20 protein-coding genes are annotated in these 21,286 nt (G+C 54.3%); 7 read left to right on the top strand and 13 right to left on the bottom strand.

What is annotated here, in order from left to right; translation table 11 throughout:
- Positions 1-21: 21 nt before the first annotated feature.
- The gene (gene lexA / locus AQ1_RS03395) at positions 22-870 is read left to right on the top strand and encodes a transcriptional repressor LexA (protein ID WP_042084250.1); all 849 of its coding nucleotides are present in this window, start codon (positions 22-24) and stop codon (positions 868-870) included.
- On the opposite strand, the gene AQ1_RS03390 is transcribed toward lexA, so the two are convergent.
- On the bottom strand, positions 864-3,056 hold the full coding sequence (locus AQ1_RS03390) for a ComEC/Rec2 family competence protein (protein ID WP_042084248.1): 2,193 nt from the start codon (positions 3,054-3,056) through the stop codon (positions 864-866). The two genes, lexA and AQ1_RS03390, sit on opposite strands and share 7 nt — an antisense overlap.
- Before the next feature lie 212 nt (positions 3,057-3,268).
- On the opposite strand from AQ1_RS03390, the gene gltX reads away from it, so the two are divergent.
- Both gltX and AQ1_RS03380 read left to right on the top strand, forming a co-directional pair.
- On the top strand, positions 3,269-4,699 hold the full coding sequence (gene gltX, locus AQ1_RS03385) for a glutamate--tRNA ligase (RefSeq protein ID WP_042084246.1): 1,431 nt from the start codon (positions 3,269-3,271) through the stop codon (positions 4,697-4,699).
- An 81-nt stretch (positions 4,700-4,780) separates the two neighbouring features.
- A complete protein-coding gene (locus tag AQ1_RS03380; RefSeq protein ID WP_042084243.1) occupies positions 4,781-6,091 on the top strand; it encodes a citrate synthase in 1,311 nt (436 codons plus the stop codon).
- Between the two features lie 23 nt (positions 6,092-6,114).
- On the opposite strand, the gene AQ1_RS03375 is transcribed toward AQ1_RS03380, so the two are convergent.
- The 12 genes from AQ1_RS03375 to rpsB form a co-directional block, all read right to left on the bottom strand.
- Positions 6,115-6,300 carry a hypothetical protein gene (locus tag AQ1_RS03375; protein WP_042084240.1) on the bottom strand — a complete coding sequence of 62 codons (186 nt, stop codon included), beginning with the start codon at positions 6,298-6,300 and terminating at the stop codon, positions 6,115-6,117.
- Positions 6,290-6,748 carry a 3-hydroxyacyl-ACP dehydratase FabZ gene (gene fabZ, locus AQ1_RS03370; RefSeq protein WP_042084237.1) on the bottom strand — a complete coding sequence of 153 codons (459 nt, stop codon included), beginning with the start codon at positions 6,746-6,748 and terminating at the stop codon, positions 6,290-6,292. Before fabZ ends, AQ1_RS03375 begins: the two co-directional genes overlap by 11 nt.
- 55 nt (positions 6,749-6,803) lie before the next feature.
- Positions 6,804-7,352, bottom strand: coding sequence for an OmpH/Skp family outer membrane protein (locus AQ1_RS03365; RefSeq protein WP_150006773.1), 549 nt, complete (start codon positions 7,350-7,352; stop codon positions 6,804-6,806).
- A gap of 35 nt (positions 7,353-7,387) precedes the next feature.
- The gene (gene bamA, locus AQ1_RS03360; RefSeq protein WP_052370864.1) at positions 7,388-9,790 is read right to left on the bottom strand and encodes an outer membrane protein assembly factor BamA; all 2,403 of its coding nucleotides are present in this window, start codon (positions 9,788-9,790) and stop codon (positions 7,388-7,390) included.
- A gap of 50 nt (positions 9,791-9,840) precedes the next feature.
- Positions 9,841-10,956, bottom strand: a complete 1,116-nt coding sequence (gene rseP / locus AQ1_RS03355) for an RIP metalloprotease RseP (RefSeq protein ID WP_042084232.1) — start codon at positions 10,954-10,956, stop codon at positions 9,841-9,843.
- Positions 10,957-10,967: 11 nt separating this feature from the next.
- Positions 10,968-12,131, bottom strand: a complete 1,164-nt coding sequence (locus AQ1_RS03350) for a 1-deoxy-D-xylulose-5-phosphate reductoisomerase (RefSeq protein ID WP_042084229.1) — start codon at positions 12,129-12,131, stop codon at positions 10,968-10,970.
- Between the two features lie 15 nt (positions 12,132-12,146).
- Entirely contained in the window at positions 12,147-13,055 is a 909-nt protein-coding gene (locus tag AQ1_RS03345; RefSeq protein ID WP_462686944.1) for a phosphatidate cytidylyltransferase, read from the bottom strand.
- Positions 13,045-13,782, bottom strand: a complete 738-nt coding sequence (locus tag AQ1_RS03340; protein WP_042084226.1) for an isoprenyl transferase — start codon at positions 13,780-13,782, stop codon at positions 13,045-13,047. The genes AQ1_RS03345 and AQ1_RS03340 overlap by 11 nt, the downstream gene beginning before the upstream one ends.
- A complete protein-coding gene (gene frr / locus AQ1_RS03335) occupies positions 13,782-14,339 on the bottom strand; it encodes a ribosome recycling factor (RefSeq protein WP_042084224.1) in 558 nt (185 codons plus the stop codon). Before frr ends, AQ1_RS03340 begins: the two co-directional genes overlap by 1 nt.
- Before the next feature lie 3 nt (positions 14,340-14,342).
- Positions 14,343-15,068 carry a UMP kinase gene (gene pyrH, locus AQ1_RS03330; RefSeq protein WP_042084551.1) on the bottom strand — a complete coding sequence of 242 codons (726 nt, stop codon included), beginning with the start codon at positions 15,066-15,068 and terminating at the stop codon, positions 14,343-14,345.
- A gap of 173 nt (positions 15,069-15,241) precedes the next feature.
- Positions 15,242-16,168: a translation elongation factor Ts gene (gene tsf / locus AQ1_RS03325; protein WP_042084549.1), complete on the bottom strand. Its 927-nt coding sequence runs from the start codon at positions 16,166-16,168 to the stop codon at positions 15,242-15,244.
- Between the two features lie 99 nt (positions 16,169-16,267).
- Positions 16,268-17,107, bottom strand: coding sequence for a 30S ribosomal protein S2 (gene rpsB, locus AQ1_RS03320; protein ID WP_042084220.1), 840 nt, complete (start codon positions 17,105-17,107; stop codon positions 16,268-16,270).
- A gap of 288 nt (positions 17,108-17,395) precedes the next feature.
- Between rpsB and AQ1_RS03315 the strand changes: the two genes are divergently transcribed.
- From AQ1_RS03315 to AQ1_RS03300, 4 genes are all read left to right on the top strand, one after another.
- Positions 17,396-18,919, top strand: coding sequence for a replicative DNA helicase (locus AQ1_RS03315; RefSeq protein WP_081837063.1), 1,524 nt, complete (start codon positions 17,396-17,398; stop codon positions 18,917-18,919).
- A gap of 228 nt (positions 18,920-19,147) precedes the next feature.
- A complete protein-coding gene (locus AQ1_RS03310) occupies positions 19,148-19,921 on the top strand; it encodes an MlaE family ABC transporter permease (RefSeq protein ID WP_042084217.1) in 774 nt (257 codons plus the stop codon).
- On the top strand, positions 19,918-20,694 hold the full coding sequence (locus tag AQ1_RS03305; protein WP_042084215.1) for an ABC transporter ATP-binding protein: 777 nt from the start codon (positions 19,918-19,920) through the stop codon (positions 20,692-20,694). The genes AQ1_RS03310 and AQ1_RS03305 overlap by 4 nt, the downstream gene beginning before the upstream one ends.
- A gap of 88 nt (positions 20,695-20,782) precedes the next feature.
- Positions 20,783-21,286, top strand: a 504-nt coding sequence (locus AQ1_RS03300; RefSeq protein ID WP_042084543.1) for an ATPase domain-containing protein, incomplete at its 3' end; no start/stop codon positions are given.

Raw genomic sequence — 21,286 nt, 5'->3', positions numbered from 1 at the left:
CACCCTTCAGGAGCCTGGCTCATGCTCACCAAAAAGCAGCATCAACTGCTCCATTTCATTCATCAGCGGCTGAAAAGCACGGGGGTATCGCCTTCTTTTGATGAGATGAAAGATGCTTTGGGTCTGGCTTCAAAATCCGGCATTCATAGATTGATCACCGCCCTTGAAGAACGCGGCTTCATCCGCCGTTTGCCGAATAAGGCGCGGGCCCTTGATGTCATCCGCCTGCCTGAAGGGGGAGCCTCTTTCGGGTCGGACCAAGGGCGGGGGTCTGTGCAATCGGTCTTGGCGCGCCCCTCGCCTTCTGTGCAATCCGATGCAGAGAAGACAGGTCGTGCCGTCTCGCAGGCTGATCAGGGTTATCCGGGGGGAACCATCCTGCCCTTCAGTCGCCCTTCTGCTGCTGATGCAGATGTTGCTGTCATGGGCGATCAGGCGGATGCATCCCGCGAGGTTCGCACGCAAAAGGCGGCGAAGTCTTCAGATGCCGGAATCATGATCCCGCTGCATGGCAGGATTGCTGCGGGCACCCCCGTCGAAGCCCTTGAAAATAGCGACAACTTTGTCTCCGTCCCTGAAGGGATGATCGGCGCAGGGCTGCATTATGCCCTGACCGTTGATGGCGACAGCATGATCGAAGCCGGTATTCTGGATGGCGATACCATTGTGATTGCGGGATGCGATACCGCCCGCGATGGCGAAATCATCGTGGCTTTGGTGGATGGGCAGGAAGCCACCCTGAAAAAGATCAGGCGCGCGGGGCGCGAAATTGAATTGATCCCCTCAAACAGGCAATATCAGGTGCAACGCTTGGCAGCGGATCGTGTGCGCATCCAAGGGCGCCTGGTGGGGCTTTTGCGTCGCTATTGAAAGCTCTCATCAGGGCTTTCAAATGCGCTTGATCCATCCTCATCGCTTTGTTGGTTTTGTTCGGTTTCTTTATGCTGTCTGTTTCGTACCCAGGGTCGGTTGCCTCGTGCCTCCCGCACAGATCTGATCTTGATATTCCCACCATCGATCCAAAGGGCATGGGCTCCATCCCGCCAGACATCGAAACGATCGATGACAATGTCAGGGATCGGGCACGCACCCCAAACCGGGATGGCTGCCAACAGAATATGGGCTTTGTGGCAATCTTCCCGCAGGGCTTCGGGGGTAAAGGCTATGCTGATCAGATTGGGGGCCGTGCCCATCGTGCAGCCCATGGCATCGCACTGGGCTAAAGGCCGCCCCGCTCTTCCCTTGCCGGCCTCTCTCTCCATCAAGGCCTTATTCCATAAAAACGCTGTTTCGGCCCCGGTCACCCTTGTCCATTGCTCTCGGCTATAGCGGGCCTTGCTTAGGGTTGAAACCGCAAGGCCATCAACTGTTGTGGCCCCAAAAAGATCGGCATCCCGGCTTATCAGAAGATCAGGCGGGCGCTGTGAAGCGGCCAGCGCCGCAGCCACGAGCAATAAAGGGAGCGATAGCAATCGCAAGATCATCTGCTGCCATAAAAAAAAGCATAATCCCGCCATCACAAAAAATACCAGCGCCATGGTTGGCAAAGCGGGGATGATCCATTCCGCGCCCGGCAATCCCGTAACCTGATGCGCGGTCTTTAAAATAATCGAAACCCCAAGACCCATCAGATCCAGCGCCCAACCCTCCAGCCCCAAAGGCATCAGGATCAGTGCCAAAAGCCCGGCGGGCATCACCACAAAAGCCATCAGCGGCACAGCCACCAGATTGGCCAGCAACCCATAGCTGGTGAATTGATTGAAATGATAGGCAGCAAATGGCGCGATGGCGATCTCAGCGATGATGGTGGTGAGGCTCACCCCCAGAAAATAAAAAGCGATCCTGCGGCCAAAGCGGCTTTTATCTGGTTTCAGCCAGGATTTCCCAGACAGAATCTCATAAGCCCCCACAAGCGCCGTCACCGCAGCAAATGACATTTGAAAGCTGGGGCTGAGCAGGGCTTCCGGAGAAAACAGCAAGGTGATAAAAGCTGAAAATGCTACCAGCCGTAAGGTAAAGGGCTGCCGCCCCATGAGCAGCGCCAATAAAATGACACTGGTCATGAGAAAGGCCCTTTGGGTGGGGATCGTGGCACCGGACAGTAAAAAATAGCCCAAAGCAATCATCCACGCGCCAATGGCTGCCAGCTTGCGCCCATCAAGGCGCAAAGCGATGGCCGGGACCAGCGCAATTCCCGCACGCAAAACAAAAAACGCCACCATGGTCACAAGACCAATATGAAGGCCGGAAATGGCCAGCAAATGCGCCAATCCCGCCACCCGCATAGCGTTCACATCCTTCTCGGCGATGGGGCTGCGCATCCCGGTGAGTAAGGCGGCGGCCATCGGGCCGGCATCCGGCCCCAGCCTTTGGCGCACGCGATCAGCCAATTGATAGCGCAGCCCTTCAATTTTTGAGAGGATGGAGAACTCCGTCGCCCGACCGATAATTGCCACATCACTCACTGCAAAGCCCACGGCCCCAATTCCCTTAAAATATGCATCGCGGGCAAAATCAAAGCCATCAGGGATCACCGGTTCTGGCGGGGGATTGAGAATGGCGCGGAATGAAACACGATCCCCCGGCTTTGCCTCTCCAAATTGCGTGCGAACGGTGACCCGGATTTTTTGGGGCGTATCGTGCGGATCAAATCCAGCCATCTGTAGTTGGTTGAGGGTAAAACGGGCAGACGTGCCCTGCTGCGGCTCGATTCTGGCGATCTGCCCCGAAAGCGCGATGGGGCGGGTCGATTCGTTTAAAACCGGGGCGGCGACCTGCGCACTCCGCCATTGCGCCAGCATCAGCCCACTGATCATGAGCAATGTGGCGGTCATCATAATTTTGAAAACACCCCGGCCCACAATCCACAAGGCAAGCAAGAGAATGAAGGAAAGGCCCGTAAAAATCACCGGAATTTCAAAGGGAGAGGCAAAATATACCCCGATGCCGCAGCCCATCAGCACCGGACTCCACAAGATGAAGGCTTCACGATCAAGTGAAATCGCCCGCACCAAAAGCGCGCCCGGTGCAAAGGGACGGCCATTTTGTGCGACCAAGGCTGCAACACTCTTTTCGGGGTTCAGAATTGGCCTCTTTGTGACTGAACAATCATTGTGCTAGAAGGCATCGCGGTTCACGTTTTGCAGCGCTTTTTCCGGCTGATCTGCTAAACCTGCATCCGATAAGTCTGATAGTCCAGATTGGAAACGCTAAGATGCGTTCAAAAGAGAGCGTCTTTGATCTGGCCAAGAATAAGGTAGTGAGTATCATGGGTTCCGGCCCTCATGTGAATAAAACGAATGTGGTCACGCGCTTTGCCCCCTCGCCCACCGGCTTTTTGCATATCGGGGGCGCCCGCACTGCCTTGTTCAATTGGCTTTTTGCCCGCCATCATGGCGGACAGTTTCTTTTGCGGATCGAAGATACAGATCGCAGCCGCTCCACGGATCAGGCCGTCGCGGCCATTCTCGATGGTCTTAAATGGCTTGAGCTTGATTGGGATGGCGAAGCCATATCGCAGGCATCCTGTGCCGATCGCCATCGTGAAATCGCTCAGGCATTGCTCGAAAAGGGCCATGCCTATCGCTGCTTTGCCACCCAGGAAGAGCTGCAGGCCGCCAGAGAGCAGGCCCGTGCCGAAGGCCGCCCCTTGCGCTTTGCCAGCCCCTGGCGCGATAGCACGGCTGTGGATCACCCCGAAGGTCGCCCCTTTGTCATTCGCTTCAAGGCCCCCCTTAGCGGTGAGACGGTGATCGAAGATCATGTGCAGGGCCTTGTGCGGGTTCCCAATCAGGAACTTGATGATATGGTTTTGCTGCGTTCCGATGGATCACCCACCTATATGCTTTCGGTGGTGGTTGATGATCATGATATGGGGGTCACCCATATCATTCGCGGCGACGATCATCTGACCAATGCGTTTCGGCAGATCCAGATCATTCATGCGATGGATTGGACGGCTCCCGTCTATGCCCATATTCCGCTGATCCATGGGCCTGATGGCAAAAAACTGTCCAAGCGCCATGGGGCTTTGGGCATCGATGCCTATCAGGAGATGGGTTATTTGCCTCAGGCTCTGCGCAATTATCTGTTGCGGCTTGGATGGGGGCATGGCGATACCGAATTGATTTCCACTGAAGATGCTATCGAGCTGTTTTCGCTGGAAGGCATTGGCAAGGGCGCGGCTTGCTTTGATTTCAAGAAACTCGCCAGTTTTAATGGCCATTATATTCGGCAATCATCACCGGCACGGCTTTGTGAACAGGTCCGCCCTTTTCTCGAAAAAGACCTGAACCGCGGGCTTTTGGCAGATGATCTGACCCTGCTTTCAAAGGCCATGCCGGGCTTGCAGGAACGGGCCAAAACACTTTTGGAATTGTCTGAAAGTGCATTGTTCCTATTTAAGGAACGTCCGCTGCTTATGAACGAGCCGGCGGAAAAAATTCTAAATGATGAGGCGCGATCCATTCTTGCCTCTTCAATCAACGCACTGGAACCTATAAAGGATTGGTCTGCATCATCGATTGAACAGGCATTGCAGGCCTTTGCTGAGGCTCATGAATTAAAATTCGGTAAGGTCGCGCAGCCGTTGCGTGCGGCGCTTACGGGCAGCAATGTTTCGCCTGGCATCTATGATGTCCTTGAGGTGCTTGGGCGCGATGAAAGTCTGGGAAGATTGCGTGATCAGACGAAAGCCTGAAACAGAACAGAGTGTCCTAATGTGTTTTCATGTCAGCCACTCGACCCGGAATGATAACAAAAGGGCAAGGAGAGATACCCTATGAGTACCAAATCCGCTCGCGGTGAGAATGAAAAGGTTCTGACACTGAAAGGTGACGGGATTGATTTCGATATGCCGCTGAAATCAGGCACAGTTGGCCCCGATGTCGTGGATATTCGCAAGCTTTATGCGAAAACCGGTAAATTCACCTATGATCCCGGCTTTACCTCGACAGCCAGTTGCGAATCAAAGATCACCTATATCGATGGTGATAAGGGCGAGTTGATGTACCGGGGTTATCCCATTGAACAGCTTGCTGAAAAAAGCGATTTCATGGAGGTTGCCTTTCTTCTGGTCTATGGCGAATTGCCAACCAAGACAGAAAAAGAGAAATTCATCCACGACATCACCTATCACACTATGCTGCACGAACAGCTCAATCATTTTTTCACCGGCTTCCGCCGCGATGCGCATCCCATGGCGGTGATGGTGGGGGTTGTGGGCGCATTGGCCGCATTTTATCATGATAGCACCGATATCAGTGATGAACGTCAGCGGATCATTGCCAGCTATCGCATGATCGCCAAAATGCCGACCATCGCAGCCATGGCCTATAAATATTCGGTGGGCCAGCCCTTCATGTATCCGCGCAATGATCTATCCTATGCCGGCAATTTCCTGCATATGATGTTTTCAGTCCCTTGCGAGGAATATAAGGTCAATCCCATTCTTGAAGATGCGATGGATATGATCTTCACGCTGCATGCCGATCATGAGCAGAATGCATCCACCTCCACCGTGCGTTTGGCGGGCTCTTCGGGTGCCAATCCCTTTGCCTGTATTTCTGCTGGCTGTGCCTGTTTATGGGGTCCGGCGCATGGCGGTGCGAATGAAGCGGCCCTGCGGATGCTCGAAGAAATCGGCACGCCTGATCGTATTCCCGAATATATTGCCCGCGCTAAAGATAAGGATGATCCCTTCCGCCTGATGGGCTTTGGCCATCGGGTTTATAAAAATTACGATCCACGGGCCACGGTATTGCGCAAAACAGCGCATCAGGTTCTGGATGAATTGAACATCAAGAATCCCTTGTTCGATGTGGCGCGCGAGCTTGAAAAAATCGCTTTGGAAGATCCCTATTTCGTTGAGAAAAAGCTTTATCCCAATGTCGATTTTTATTCCGGCATCATTCTCTCGGCGATGGGCTTTCCCACATCCATGTTCACTGTTTTGTTCGCCATCGCCCGTACCGTGGGCTGGGTGGCGCAGTGGAATGAAATGATCGCTGATCCGGTGCAGCGCATCGGTCGTCCACGCCAGCTTTATACCGGTTCGCCCAAGCGTGATTTCGTGCCGATCGAAAAACGCTGAAATTCTTGAGCCTCACGCGGTGCTCAATCTGAAAAGCCGCTGGCAGCCAACCCGCTGCTGGCGGCTTTTTCTTGGTCGCTTGTTCGTTGCACCTTCTTAATGGAGCGGATCCATGCGCATAAAAAACCGCCATGAAGCTTGGCTTCATGACGGGTTTTAATGATGGCTTTTGAAGGCGATAAAAAGCTGAAGCGCAGCTTAGCCTGCATCTTTTTCCAACAGCATGGCAGCCACAGTTGCCTGAGCAACAACAGCCCCTTCAACCTTGCCAAGGCAGGCAAAGCGCCAGACATTGCCGCGTGATCGCTCCTTTACGACCTCGAGATGCAAAACATCGCCGGGGGTTACAGGCTTACGAAAACGGGCATTATCAATGCTCATGAAATAAACAAGCCGCCCTTCAGCCTCTTCTCCCAGGCTATGAACAACCAAAATCCCGCAGGTTTGTGCCATGGCCTCGATGATCAGAACGCCGGGCATCACCGGCCGTTCAGGAAAATGCCCGGGAAAGAAGGGTTCATTGATCGTCACATTCTTGATCCCGGTCGCCTTTTCACCGGGAACGATATCCTTCACACGATCCACCAGAAGGAAGGGAAAGCGATGGGGGATCTTGCGAACGATATCGCCAATATCAAGGACATCCAGTTCACTCATTCGATTTTTGCTCTCTCGTTCATGACGGGATAAGTCTGCTGGCCTGAAGCTCGGATCATTCTTTCACTTTAGGCAGGGACACATCATAGCTTGGCAGAACTTCATTAAGCTTTTCAATCACTTCAGTGGTGACATCCAACCCTGCCACATGATGCGAGACGAGAGCTTTATCCAGAACGATATTGGCTCCCTTCGCTTCCATTGTTTCGCGCACGATCGGCCGCAAGGCGCGCTGAACTTCCAGATTGGCCTGCTGCATGGCCTGTCCGCTCTGGCGATCAAGGCCTTGAAGATCAGCCTGCATTTTTTGCGCTTTTTGCTGGAAAGTACGCACTTTTTCGTTGAATGCATCCTGGCTGATGATGCTGCGTTGTTTTGTCAGTTCTTCTTCTTCGGCCGTCAGCTGCTGCTGCACGGCGCGGGCCTGCCCTTCCAGATCAAGACGAAAGGATTGGGTTTGGGCCGCAATATCCTTGCCCACCAAAGATTCGCGGGAAACCCGATCAAAATCAACGACGATGATTTTGGAATTGGGGGTTGATTGCGCATGGGCCGCGCCCGCCAGCATGATCAGCCCCATTGTCATTAGAATTTTTTTCAGCACGAGACGTCCTTCCTTCTATTTCAGGTCGTATATTTTCAGAAACTGGTTCCAACATTGAACTGGAACGTTTTGGTATCGTCAAATTCTTCGCTCTGCAAGATTTTGGCGAAATCGATCCGGAATGGTCCAAAGGGTGATTCCCAAGCTACGCCCAGACCAACAGAAATACGGGGTTTGGCTGTATCGCCAAACACAGCTTCCCCCTCGAACTCAGTATTGCCGCTAATCTCGAACAAGGAAGCAGCATCCAGATAAAGGCTGGCTTGCACCCCTAATTCACGCGCGGCTTCGCCCAAGGGCAGGAACAATTCCGCAGTCCCTTGATAGAAAGCCTCACCCCCGATGAAATCAGGCCGGAAACCGGTAATCGGATTGCCTTCATTATCGAGCAGAACAGCCGCCGGTCCCAGACCCGCCGTATCAAAGCCGCGCACCCTTGGCCCACCAAGGAAGAAGCGATCATTGATCCGGATATCCTGACCCAAGCCACGAATATAGCCACCTTCGGCGCCCAAGCGGCCATAAAAGCCCCAGATCAACGGCACGAATTTATCATAATCGAGCCGGGTGCGGAGATAGAAGATATCGCCCCCCAATCCGGCCAGATCCTGGCTGAAAACCGCCCGTTGCCCACGTGTTGGGCGCAAGGGATGATTGAGGCTATCATAGATCAGGCTATAGCCCACCAAAGACGTGATATTATCCCCCAACTGATCACGAATAAAGCGGGACGTGCGATTCGGATCGATATTGCCGATATCCACGAGATCGCGACGGATGGAATAGCGCAAGGCCAGCACGGCGCGTTCGGCAATCGGCAGACCAAGGCGCAAGGAAAGGCCTGTGGTGGTGGTCTGGAAACTGCTGAACCGGCTTTGTTCCAGATTGATTTGGAAAAGATCAATCCCGGCTGAAATATTCCGGCCCAAAAAGCGCGGCTCGGTGAAGCCGATATCGATCTGTTGGCGCAGGCTGGAGAGTGAGAAATTCAGCCGCAATTCCTGCGCCCGGCCCAAAAGATTGCGTTCCCGGATACTGAATTCGAAAATGAAATTTTCAAGGCTGGAAAAAGCCGCGCCCAGGGATAATTCACCGGTGGCATCTTCTTCGAGGCTGACATCGAGCACCAATCTATCCGGTCTGCTGCCTGGAAGCTGTTCAACTTCGGCTTCCCGGAAAAAGCCCAGCGAATTGATGCGCTGACGCGACCGTTCCATCTTCGACAGATTGAAGGCATCACCCTCAACCAGCCGGAATTCGCGCCGAACCACCTGATCGCGGGTTCGCACATTGCCATGCACTTCGATCCGCTCCACATAAACCCGTGGGGCATCCAGAATGCGGAAGGTGATATCCAGCGTATTGGTTTCACGATTTTTGCGCGGTATGGGGCGCACGGTCACAAAGGCATAGCCCAGCACCCCGGCGGCATTGGTCAGCCGCTCAACGGTATTGGTGATTCTGTCGAGATTATAAAGCTGCCCTTCCCGCATCCCTAAAAAAGCGCGAAACAGGGATTCATCAATGTCGCGGATTTCGCTTTCGATCTCGACCGTGCCAAAACGATAGGTCTCGCCCTCCTCGATCACGAAGGTAACGATGAAATCCTCACGATTAGGTGTCAACTCAGCGGTGGCGGATACAACGCGAAAATCGGCATAGCCATTATTGAAATAGAATTTGCGCAATTGTTCACGGTCAAATGCCTGTCGATCAGGATCATAGGTATCATTGGAGCCGAAAAGCCGCCACCAACGCGCTTCTGTGGTGGCCATTTCAGCCCGCAGATCCTTATCGGAAAAGGCAGAGTTTCCAATGATATTGATCCGCCTGATCTTGCTTTTCGGGCCTTCGGAAATCTCGAAAATCAAATCGACACGATTTTGCGGAAGCTGCACCACCTTAGGCTCGATCACCGCAGCAAAGCGGCCCGATCGCCGATAAAGATCGAGCATCCGCTGCACATCGGCCTGCACTTTGGCGCGGGTAAAGACGATCCGCGGGCGCAATTGAACTTCGGCGCTCAGCTCTTCATTATCAAGGCGTTTATTGCCATCAAAAATGATGCGATTGATGATCGGATTTTCAGCGACATCGATAATCAGGGTATTGCCGCGCCGATCAAAAGACACATCGGCAAACAGGCCCGTGGCAAAGAGGCTTTTCAGGCTATCGTCAAGCAAACGAGGATCGAAAGGATCCCCGATCCTGACCGAAAGATAAGAAACCACCGTAGCGGATTCGATCCGTTGGATCCCCCTAACGGCGATGCCTTCGATCCGGCCTTCACCAACGGCAAAGGGGGATGGCGTGGTGCTCAGATCCTGAGCCTTTAGCTGAGGCGCAGTCCAAAGCAGAAGAACGGATGCCAAAAGGACACGAAAAAGAACAGGAGCAAGGGAGGGCACCCGATTAAGCAGGAACGTCCGCAATGTCACATACCTTATCTGAAATTGAAATTCATCATCGAGTGCGTGGGCAGACTGTCTCACTGCACCAAGGATTGCAAGTCGTTCAAAGTAAGAAACAGCATCAAGCTGATGATCAGGGCAAAGCCAGCCATATATCCCATCTCCTGAATGCGGGCGCTCACCGGCGAACCCTTGATCGCTTCAAACAGGTGAAACAGCAAATGGCCACCATCGAGCATGGGAATCGGAAAAAGATTGACCAGACCAAGATTGATGGAAATCAAGGCAACCAATTGAATAAAAGCCAGAATTCCCAGTGATGCCTGCTCGCCTGTTACCTTCGCGATCTTCACAGGCCCCCCCAGATCATCAAGAGAGCGCACCCCCATGATGACCTGCCCCGTGGCGGTAAGCATTAGCCGCACCATCGTCACCGTTTCTGAAACCGCCTCACCCATGGCTTCAAAAACCCCTGATCTTTGCAGGCTTTGGGGGGCATCAAGCGCCACGCCCAAAAGGCCACGGCGATATTTGTTTCCGAATCGGTCAATTTGCACATCTTCAGCCAATGTCACCTTTTGGCTGAATTGATCCTGATCGCGCAGCCAGACGATATCCACGGTCATCTCTGGATAAAGGGAGACGGTTCGGATCAGGGCGCGGGCGTCCTCGATCTTATGGCCCGCCACAGACAGAATCTTATCACCGGCCTGCAATCCAATCCCCTGCGCCGGCATATCGGGCTGAACATCGGCAATGATGGCTGGCTGCACCGGTTGGCCGATGCTGACGAACAGACCGAAATAGATCAAAATAGCGAAAAGAAAATTGATCACAGGCCCGGCCGCTACAATCGCTGCCCGCTGGCCCACCGGCTTATAATGAAAGCACACGGCTTTCTCTTCATCGCTCATCTGGCTATCGAGATCGGGGGTGCCCTGACTTGTCTGATTGGCATCGCCGTAAAATTTGACATAGCCCCCAAGGGGCAAAATGCTGAATTTCCAGCGTGTTCCGTTCTTGTCGGTCCGGCCATAAATTTCACGACCAAAGCCAATGGAAAACACATCCACCCGCACCTTGAACAGGCGCGCCACGATATAATGGCCCCACTCATGCACAAAAACGAGGATGGTGAGAGCAATCAGAAAACTGATGATCGTAAAGATCAATCCGGGATTGCCGGTTTCCATGGCAAAAGACCTTATACCAGTGCGTTGACGCAGGATGCGGCCTGCGCTCTGGCGCGGCTGTCGATTTCATAAACATCATCAAGGCAGCCAAGATCAACCGATGGCATGGCTGAAAGGCACTCTTCAACAATAGAAGTGATATCCAGAAAGCCAATCCGCTTTTCCAGAAAAGCCGCCACGGCAATTTCATTGGCTGCGTTCAAAATGGTTGGGCTGCTGCCCCCGGCGCGCAAGGCATCCCGGGCCATCCGCAGGGCCGGAAACCGCACCAGATCAGGAACTTCAAAATCGAGCCGGGCGATTTCGGCAAGATCAAGTGGCTTGACCGGCGCTTTCATTCGGGCGGGCCAGGCCAAAGAATAGGCAATCGGCGTGCGCATATCGGGGCTGCCGAGCTGCGCCAGAACCGAGCCATCAACAAACGCCACCATGGAATGGATCACCGATTGGGGGTGGATCAGAATTTCGATCCGATCTTCGGCCAGAGGAAAAAGATGATAGGCCTCGATCAACTCGAGACCCTTGTTCATCATGCTGGCGGAATCCACGGAAATTTTCGCGCCCATCGCCCAATTGGGATGCTTGACCGCCTGTTGCGGGGTGACATCTTGCAGGCTGGCAAGAGGATGGGTACGGAAAGGCCCGCCCGAAGCGGTGAGGATGATTTTCGACACACCTTCGGGTCGCGCGAAATCAAACACCTGAAAAATGGCATTATGCTCTGAATCCACAGGGAGCAAGGTGGCGCCATGGGTTTGCACGGCTTTCATGACAAGATCGCCCGCACAAACCAGACATTCCTTATTAGCCAAACCAATGATCGCGCCGCGCTCGATGGCCTTCATCGTCGGCTTCAGGCCAGCCGCCCCCACAATCGCCGCCATCACCCAGTCGGCGGGGAGTTCGGCGGCTTCGAGCAGGGCATCCGGGCCGGCCGCAGCCCGCACATCAGAACCGGCAAGGGCATCTTTGAGGGCTGCAAATTTCGCCGGATCGGCAATTACGGCCAATTGGGCCCCTACCCGCTTTGCCTGTTCTGCCAATAAATCGACATTGCTATGAGCCGTCAGAGCCAGTACCCGCCAAGCCTGGGGATTGTCTTCAACCAAAGACAATGTATTGCACCCGATCGAGCCGGTTGACCCCAAAATCGTGATGGTGCGAACCTCATTCATAAATCGTCTCTTTGTTTATCGCGCAAAATAAAGGAACAGAGCCACCAGCGGCGCCACGAAAACAAGTCCATCCACCCGATCCAGAACACCCCCATGGCCGGGAATAATCCGCCCGGAATCCTTGACATTGAAATGCCGCTTCAAGGCACTTTCCGCAAGATCACCAATCTGGCCGACCACGGCAAGCCCAGCCGCCGCCAAAGCCAGATAAAAAATCGAGCCAAAATGAAACCATAAAGCCCCGATCAAACCCGCCACAGCCGCCAAAGCCATGCCGCCAAAAAGGCCCGCCCATGTTTTATTAGGGCTGATTTTTGGCACAAGTTTGGCACCGCCAACCGCCCGGCCAACAAAATAACCGCCAATATCGGTTCCCCACACCACCAAAAGCACCCAGGCCACAAGCCATAAGCCCCCATCCTGTGCCCGCAGCCACATCAGGGCATATAGGGGGGTCCAGCAATAGAAAATGGCAAGCCCCCCCCATTTCAAAGGGGCAAAGCGAGCAGAGGCCAAAGAAAGCAATAACAAAACGCCGCCCGCACAAGCTGTAAAAAGCCCCCAATCGGCGAGTGACGAAAGAGAACCTACTGCAAAATCAGGAGCAAATTTTTCTGATGAAAACAGGATAAACCCTGCAACAAGAAGGGTTGTGAAACCATAAAAAGCGCCCAAAAGTCGACGATTGAAACCGGCGATTATGGCCCATTCCACACTCATCACCGCGCCCACAAGGGCCAAAAGCCCGGCAAACCAGATGCCGCCAAGCCAAACGGCAGATAAAGCCAAAGGAATGAGAATAAGGGCGGAACTCACCCGGGTCATCAATTGCGAGGGCGTTGGCTGGACATGTATGGCATCGATCAGGAGATCATCCCCATCCTTATGCTCATCCGGTTCTTGCTCTGCACGTTTATCGGCCACCAAATCGCCGCTCCCGTCCCTGATAATCCCTGATCGCTGTTTTCAAGCTTTCGGCATTGAAGTCCGGCCATAAAATATCGAGAAAAAGTAATTCGGAATAGGCCGATTGCCAAAGAAGAAAATTGCTCAGTCTTTTCTCGCCACTGGTTCGGATCACCAGATCCGGCTGCGGCAGATCGGCCAATTGCAAATGATTGGCCAGCATTTGGCAATTAATCTCATTGGGGGTTATCTCTCCCGCCACGGCTTTTTGCGCCAAAGCCTTGCAAGCCATCACAATTTCCGCCTGCGAGCCATAATTAAGGGCAATCACCAAGGTCAGCTTTTTATTGTTTATCGTACGGGCCTCAGCTTTTTTGATCATCATTTGCAGATCGGCGGACAGATCCTTCAATGCACCCATGAAGCGGACCCGAACCCCATTCTGGTGCAGATCGTTGATTTCGCGCTTCAGATAAAGACGCAACAGCGCCATCAGATCTTCAACCTCATCGGCGGGTCGTTTCCAGTTTTCCGATGAAAAAGCATAAAGGGTCAGCACCGCAATGCCTTCGGCAATGCAGGCCTCAACCGTGCGGCGCACGGCATCCGCCCCCCGACGATGCCCCAGGGCGCGCGGCAGATGATGGGCCGCAGCCCAACGGCCATTCCCATCCATGATGATGGCAATGTGACGGGGGATCGAAGCCAACCCCGCAGGTTCGGTTGTGGGTTGAACGGAGGCCATCAAACCTGCATGATTTCCTTTTCCTTGTGCGCCAGAACCTGATCGATCTGCGCAATCATATCATCTGTCAGCTTCTGGATGCGATCAGACCATTTCTTGGCCTCATCCTGACCAATTTCACCATCTTTTTCGAGCTTTTTGACATCGTCCATGCCATCGCGGCGCACATTTCTGACGGCGATGCGCGATTGCTCGGCATATTTCGCTGCCACTTTCGACATTTCGCGCCGACGTTCCTCGCTCAATTCAGGAACCGGAATACGCAGGGTTGCCCCTTCTGTCATGGGATTCAAACCCAAACCGGAATTGCGGATGGCTTTTTCCACCGCGCTCACATTCGAGCGATCCCACACCTGCACGCTCAGCATCCGGGCTTCGGGGGTGGAAACGGTTGCCACCTGATTGATTGGCATCATCGCGCCATAAACATCAACAGTCACGGGATCGAGCATGGCCGTATTGGCCCGCCCGGTGCGCAGCCCCGAAAATTCATGCTTTAAACTGTCGATCGCGCCTTTCATGCGGCGTTCGAGGTCTTTGAAGAGTGTGTCCGCCATCGTCTAGTCCTTCTCTCCGACAATCGTGAATGTTCCTGATCCATCGAGAACGCGGCTGAGTTCGCCGGGGTTCTGGATGGAAAAAACCAGAATGGGAATTTTATTCTCGCGGCACAGGCTGACAGCCGAAGCATCCATCACCTGCAAATCCTGGCGCAAGACATCCATGAAGCTCAGCGTCTCATAGCGCTCAGCCGTTTTATCCTTTTTGGGGTCGGCGGTATAAACACCATCAACCTGCGTCCCCTTGAGCAGCGCATCACATGACATTTCAGCCGCCCGCAGGGCCGCCGCCGTATCGGTGGTGAAAAAGGGATTGCCCGTACCCGCAGCAAAAATCACCACCCGCCCCTTTTCCATATGGCGGATCGCCCGGCGGCGGATATAAGGCTCGCACACGCTGGACATGGGGATAGCCGACAGAACGCGGGTATAAATCCCGTGTTTTTCAAGGCCATTTTGCACAGCCAAAGCATTCATCACTGTAGCCAGCATCCCCATATAATCGGCTGATGCCCGATCAAATCCGCTGGCCGCTGCCGATAAGCCCCGAAAAATATTGCCGCCGCCCACCACAAGGCAGATTTCCACACCCATATCCCGCGCAGCGCTTATATCTGCAGCGATCCGATCAATCACCGCCGGATCGATGCCATAGCTGTTATCCCCCATCAGGGCTTCCCCCGAAAGTTTGAGAAGAATGCGCTTATATTTGGGGGAACTGGTCATGGTCATGGTCGGCTTTCTTGAGATCAGGAACAACGAATGCGCACGGGAGCTTAGCTTCAGTTGACGAGATGTGCCACTGGCGAAACCATGTTCCGGGATATTTTTGGTGAAAAAAAGCCCGGCAGCCAAAAAGGCCACCGGGCTATCGATTATGTCCCGTAAAGAAACAAGGATCAGGAACCGGCAGCCGCTTTCACTTCAGCGGCGAAATCGGATTCTTCCTTCTCCACGCCTTCGCCCAAGGCAAAGCGGCTGAACGCCAGCAGTTCAATGGGGGCACCGGCGGCTTTGGCTGCGGCTTCCACCACCTGCTCAACGCGATTTTCACCATCGACAACAGAAATCTGCTTTAGCAGAACGACTTCCTCATAATATTTGCGCATCCGGCCTTCGATCATCTTTTCGATGATGTTTTCCGGCTTGCCAGAGGCGCGGGCCTGATCGCTCAGAACCGTTTTTTCACGCTCGATCAATTGCGGATCGAGATCAGCCACATCAAGGGATTGCGGCGCTGTGGCGGCGATATGCATGGCGATATGCTTGGCCAAAGGTTCCAAAACATCCTGAGGTGCCGATGATTTCAAGGCCACCAGTACACCGATTTTGCCCAAGCCATCGGCTGCGGCATTATGCACATAAGAGCCCACATAACCCTCGGGCACCTCAAGCAAAACGCTCCGCCGGACGGACATATTTTCGCCGATGGTGGCGATCAGATGAGTTGCCTGTTCTTCGACCGTGCGACCAGCTTCAGGAAAAGCGGCTGCTTTCAAATTTTCAACATCACCGCCAAATTCCAGTGCCAGATCGGCAGTTTTGCCGACAAAGGCCTGGAAATGCTCGTTGCGAGCCACGAAATCGGTTTCGGAATTCACCTCGACCATCGCCCCGCGCCGATCAGAAACCGCAACACCGATCAAGCCTTCAGCGGCTACGCGGCCTGATTTCTTGGCCGCTGCTGCAAGACCCTTCTTACGCAGCCAATCCACCGCTTCTTCAAGATTGCCATCGGTTTCACCAAGGGCTTTTTTGCAGTCCATCATGCCGGCACCGGTTTTGGTGCGCAGCTCTTTTACCATCGAAGCTGTAATGTCAGCCATCATCTGTTCCTTCGCATCTTGTCTCGTCACATCCCGAACCGGATCGATTGCGGGCGGCCAGAAAGCCAACAGGCCATCAGCCGCCCTCATTCCTTATGATCAGGCGTTGGTATCGGTGCCGTCCGTGCCTTCAGCAACAGGCGCTTCGGCCGTCGGGATTTCAGTCGGGATTTCATCAGCGGGGGCATCATCCAGAACCGCTTCCACCGGCGCGGTTTCCATTTCGCCAATATCAGCGCCACTTTCGCCAAGCTGCACAGAAATCCCATCAAGAATGGAAATGGCCATCAGATCGCAATAAAGCTTCACCGCCCGGGTGGCATCATCATTGCCGGGAATGGGATAGGTTACGCCATCGGGATTGGAATTGGTATCAACCACCGCAATCACCGGAATCCCCAAGCGATTGGCTTCCTGAATGGCAATTTCTTCGCGATTGGTATCGATCACAAAAATCAGATCGGGCAAGCCGCCCATATCACGAATCCCGCCAAGCGAGAGTTCGAGCTTATCGCGCTGCCGGGTGAGTTGCAGACGTTCTTTCTTGGTGAAGCCTGTATCCGGTTCGGCCAGCTTTTCATCAAGCTGTTTCAGCCGTTTGATCGATTGGGAAATGGTTCGCCAATTGGTGAGCATCCCGCCAAGCCAGCGGTGATTGACAAAATACTGCCCCGAACGCCGGGCGGCATCCGCAACAATCGGCGAGGCCTGACGCTTGGTGCCCACAAAAAGCACCCGACCGCCGCCCGCCACTACATCGCGCGCTTCTTTCAGCGCTCGCGAGAGCAAGGGAACGGTTTTCGACAGATCAACGACATGAATCCCGTTGCGATCGCCAAAAATATAGGCGCGCATCTTGGGATTCCAACGATGGGTTTGGTGACCGAAATGAACGCCAGCTTCCATAAGCTGACGCATGCTGAATTGTGGCAGCGCCATGGTAATCTTCTCCTTTACCGGTTCGTCCTCCATGAGCCAAATATTTCCCCAAATGGGAAACACCGGAAGGCGGATGTGATCTGCCGATCACCCTGCCCAGCGGCTCATGTGCGGAATGCGTCTTTCCTACCCATAGCCGCCCCGGGATGCAAGGGAAAACGCCCCTCATCTGCATAAGCTGCCAGGAAAACAACATTCCTGACTTCTCCCCGAAGTTAACAGCCTGTGGATAACTTCCTGATTTCTTATGCTTTGCGGTTGGGGCAAAGCCATGGCATCAAGGACGACATGTCAGAACACAATCACAAAACTGTCACCCTGCATCCCGGGGCCACCCACGAGCAGCCATCGCCCGAGTCTCTGGATTATCGGCAGCCGCCGAGCAATCTGGAAATCGAGCAGGCGCTTCTGGGCGCGATGCTGGTGAATAATGAAGCCGCCGAACAGGTGCGCGAATTTTTGCAGCCGGAACATTTCCACGAGCCGGTTCATGGGCGCATCTATGATATGATCCTGCGCCTGATTGATCGCGATCATACTGCCGATCCGGTGAAGCTGCGCCCCTTTTTCGATCAGGATGAAGCCTTGGCCGAGATGGGCGGCGGCACCTATCTGGCGCGATTGGCGGCCTCGGCGGCCACCATCATCAATGCCACGGATTATGCCCGCACTTTGCGCGATTTGGCTTTGCGCCGTGCCCTCATCTCGGTGGGCCAGGATATGGTGATCACCGCTTATGATGCCGATCCATCGGATTCCGGTGAGGGGCAATTGGAAGCGGCGGAATCCCGGCTTTTTGATCTGGCCCAAACCGGCAGCGCCAACAGTTCCTTCACCCCTTTTCGCACGGCAATTTATAAAGCCCTCGAAGCCGCCGAAGCCGCCTATAAAGACCCCGACAAGATTTCCGGCGTCTCTACCGGCTTGAAGGCATTGGATGCCCAGATTGGCGGGCTTCATAAAACCGATCTATTGATCCTTGCCGGTCGCCCGGCCATGGGGAAAACCTCGCTTGCGACCAATATCGCCTATAATGCCGCCATGCGCTGGCTGGAAGATCGCGAAAATGGCGTTGAACCGAAGCGATCCCGTGGGGCGGCGGTGGCTTTTTTCTCATTGGAAATGTCCGCCGATCAATTGGCGGCCCGTATCGTTTCGGATCGCGCCAATATCAAATCCGAAGAAATGCGCCGGGGCCGCCTCACCGACCGGCAATTTGAAGATCTGACCCGCGCAGTGCAGGAAATCGAAAATCTGCCCCTTTATATTGATGATACCGCAGCCCTGTCGATTGCCGGTGTCTATACCCGTGCCCGACGCCTGAAGCGGCTGCATAATATCGGCCTTGTGATCGTGGATTATCTGCAATTGCTCAGCGGATCGGCAGCCCGAGCCGAAAGCCGGGTGCAGGAAATTTCTGAAATCACCCGGGGTTTGAAGGCCCTGGCCAAAAAGCTGGAGGTGCCGGTGATGGCGCTTTCGCAATTGAGCCGAACCGTTGAAAGCCGCGATAACAAGCGTCCGCAATTATCGGACTTACGCGAATCAGGCTCGATCGAGCAGGATTCCGATATCGTGATGTTCGTTTATCGCGATGAATATTATAAAGAACAGGCCAAGCCCGATGAGGGTGATGAGAAAAAATTCGCGGAATGGATGGATCAGATGGAACGGGCGCGTGGCCTGGCCGAAGTCATCGTCAGCAAGCAGCGCCATGGCCCCACGGGCACAGTGCGTTTGCGCTTCATCAAGGAAACAACCCGCTTTACGGATGAAGCCGTGCCCGAATATACCGCCGAACGCATCGGTTAGGTGATTTGGGGGCGCGCGCCTTTATGCCCACAGGGCCGTGAATTGACCAATGCCTGCGGCTCCTCTAATGTCCCGCCAAATTATCGTGATAACAGTGCCGTTTATCGGCCTTAGCCTCGGATCATAGTGGATCATGCACACTCCCGAATATCCATCAGCCGCTTTGCGCCCGTTCAGGATCAGTTTGCACGACCATGGAGCGTCCATCCGCAAAGGGATTTTCGGGCAATGAACATTTTTGCCATCATCGGGCGCCTCACCCTTGACGGTCTGGCGGCATTGGGGCGGTTGAGCCTCTTTGCCAGCCATGCCCTTCGGCATCTGGTTTTGCCGCCCTTGTTTTTGAAGAATATCGGCCAGCAGATGATGGTCATCGGCTATAATTCCCTTCCCGTTGTGGGGCTTACGGCCTTGTTTACCGGCGCTGCCCTTGCCCAGCAGATCTATGTGGGATCGGAACGCTTCAATGCCGAAAGCACCATGGCCGCCGTGGTGGTGATTGCCATCGTGCGCGAGTTGGGCCCGGTTTTAGGGGGGCTGATGGTGGCGGGTCGGGTGTCTTCAGCGATGGCGGCAGAGATCGGCACCATGCGGGTGACCGAACAGATCGATGCCCTCGTCACCTTATCGACCAATCCTTATAAGTATCTTGTGGTGCCGCGCCTCATCGCCGGTGTCATCACCCTGCCCGGGCTGGTCATCGTCGCTAATATCATCGGGGTTTTCGGCGGCTTTCTGGTCGCCACCCAAAGGCTGGGATTCAATCCCGGCAGCTATCTCACGGTGACGATGAATTTTCTTGAAGTCACCGATATCGTCTCATCCCTTGTGAAGGCGGCGGTTTTCGGGTTCGTCATCGCCCTGATGGGCTGCTATCACGGCTATTATTCCACCGGCGGGGCACAGGGTGTGGGTCGGGCGACCACCAATGCCGTGGTTTCGGCCTTCATTCTCATTTTACTTGCCAATCTGATCATCACCATCACGGTTTTCCAATCATGAGCACCGCGCCTAAAATCGAACTCTCAGGCGTTAAAAAACGCTTTGGTCCCAAAATCGTGCTGGATGGGCTCGATCTAAGCGTTGCCAAGGGCGAAAGCCTCGTGGTCATCGGCGGATCGGGAACCGGCAAATCGGTTTTGCTCAAATGCATCATCGGCCTTTTGACCCCCGATGAAGGCACCATCCGCATCGATGGTCAGGATGTGCTCACTCGCAGCCAGAAAGATCGGCAAAAGCAGATGTCGAAATTTGGCATGCTGTTTCAGGGGGCTGCCCTGTTCGATAGCCTTAAAGTCTGGGAAAATGTGGCCTTCGGGCTGATAAAGGCCCAAGGCATGGGGCGGGCACAAGCCAAAAGCATCGCCCTTGAAAAGCTCAAACGGGTGGGCCTGCAATCCGATGTGGCGGATCTGCATCCTGATGAGCTTTCAGGCGGTATGAAAAAGCGTGTGGGCCTGGCCCGGGCCATTGCGTCTGAGCCTGAAATTATTTTTTTCGATGAGCCCACCACCGGCCTCGATCCGATCATGGCCGATGTGATCAATGATCTGATCGTGGAATGTGTGCGCGATCTGGGGGCAACCACTGTCACCATCACCCATGATATGGCCAGCGCCCGCAAGATCGCGGATAATCTTGGCATGCTTTATGATGGCAAAATCATCTGGCACGGCAGCAAAGCGGATATCGATCAATCCGGCAATGCTTATGTCGATCAATTCATTCATGGGCGCGCTGAAGGGCCGATCAAAATGGCCCTGCGCTCTCATTAATCGGCGGGGATCGGCTGATGGGCTGATTTTTCCGGTTTTCGTCGATTTCGCCCTTGGAAAAACAAGAACAAAACGCTAACATCTCCAAATGGTGAAATCAACAACACAATTTGTCTGCCAATCCTGTGGTGCGACCTATCGCAAATGGCAGGGCCGCTGCGATCAGTGCCAGGAATGGAGCGCGATCATCGAGGAAACCGGCCTTGGCGGATCGGGACGTCCCCGGGGCCTTGGCCCCTCGCGGGGGCGGAAGATCGAATTGGTGGGGCTGGATCAGCCCAGCATCAGCCCGCCCCGGATGCTGAGCGGTATCGCCGAATTTGATCGCGCAACCGGCGGCGGTCTTGTCTCCGGCTCGGCTCTGCTCATCGGCGGCGATCCCGGCATTGGCAAATCCACCCTGCTCTTGCAGGCGGTGGCCGCCCTTTCAAAACGGGGCCATCATTGTGTTTATATCTCGGGCGAAGAAGCCACAGCGCAGGTGCAGATGCGCGCGGATCGGCTGGCCCTGCGCGATGCCCCCATGGATTTGGGATCAGCCACCAATCTGCGCGATATTCTCACCACATTGGATCAGAAGAAACCGCCGGAG

Source organism: Iodidimonas nitroreducens (assembly GCA_000710935.1).
Classification (GTDB): Bacteria; Pseudomonadota; Alphaproteobacteria; order Sphingomonadales; family Rhodothalassiaceae; genus Iodidimonas; species Iodidimonas nitroreducens.
This window is presented reverse-complemented; position numbering and strand designations above follow the sequence as displayed.

Coding starts and splice junctions, on each gene's coding strand:
- lexA (WP_042084250.1), top strand. CDS start 22: ATGCTCACCAAAAAGCAGCATCAACTGCTCCATTTCATTCATCAGCGG.
- gltX (WP_042084246.1), top strand. CDS start 3,269: ATGGGTTCCGGCCCTCATGTGAATAAAACGAATGTGGTCACGCGCTTT.
- AQ1_RS03380 (WP_042084243.1), top strand. CDS start 4,781: ATGAGTACCAAATCCGCTCGCGGTGAGAATGAAAAGGTTCTGACACTG.
- AQ1_RS03375 (WP_042084240.1), bottom strand. CDS start 6,300: ATGCAGGCTAAGCTGCGCTTCAGCTTTTTATCGCCTTCAAAAGCCATC.
- fabZ (WP_042084237.1), bottom strand. CDS start 6,748: ATGAGTGAACTGGATGTCCTTGATATTGGCGATATCGTTCGCAAGATC.
- rseP (WP_042084232.1), bottom strand. CDS start 10,956: ATGGAAACCGGCAATCCCGGATTGATCTTTACGATCATCAGTTTTCTG.
- AQ1_RS03350 (WP_042084229.1), bottom strand. CDS start 12,131: ATGAATGAGGTTCGCACCATCACGATTTTGGGGTCAACCGGCTCGATC.
- AQ1_RS03340 (WP_042084226.1), bottom strand. CDS start 13,782: ATGGCCTCCGTTCAACCCACAACCGAACCTGCGGGGTTGGCTTCGATC.
- frr (WP_042084224.1), bottom strand. CDS start 14,339: ATGGCGGACACACTCTTCAAAGACCTCGAACGCCGCATGAAAGGCGCG.
- pyrH (WP_042084551.1), bottom strand. CDS start 15,068: ATGACCAGTTCCCCCAAATATAAGCGCATTCTTCTCAAACTTTCGGGG.
- tsf (WP_042084549.1), bottom strand. CDS start 16,168: ATGGCTGACATTACAGCTTCGATGGTAAAAGAGCTGCGCACCAAAACC.
- rpsB (WP_042084220.1), bottom strand. CDS start 17,107: ATGGCGCTGCCACAATTCAGCATGCGTCAGCTTATGGAAGCTGGCGTT.
- AQ1_RS03315 (WP_081837063.1), top strand. CDS start 17,396: ATGTCAGAACACAATCACAAAACTGTCACCCTGCATCCCGGGGCCACC.
- AQ1_RS03310 (WP_042084217.1), top strand. CDS start 19,148: ATGAACATTTTTGCCATCATCGGGCGCCTCACCCTTGACGGTCTGGCG.
- AQ1_RS03305 (WP_042084215.1), top strand. CDS start 19,918: ATGAGCACCGCGCCTAAAATCGAACTCTCAGGCGTTAAAAAACGCTTT.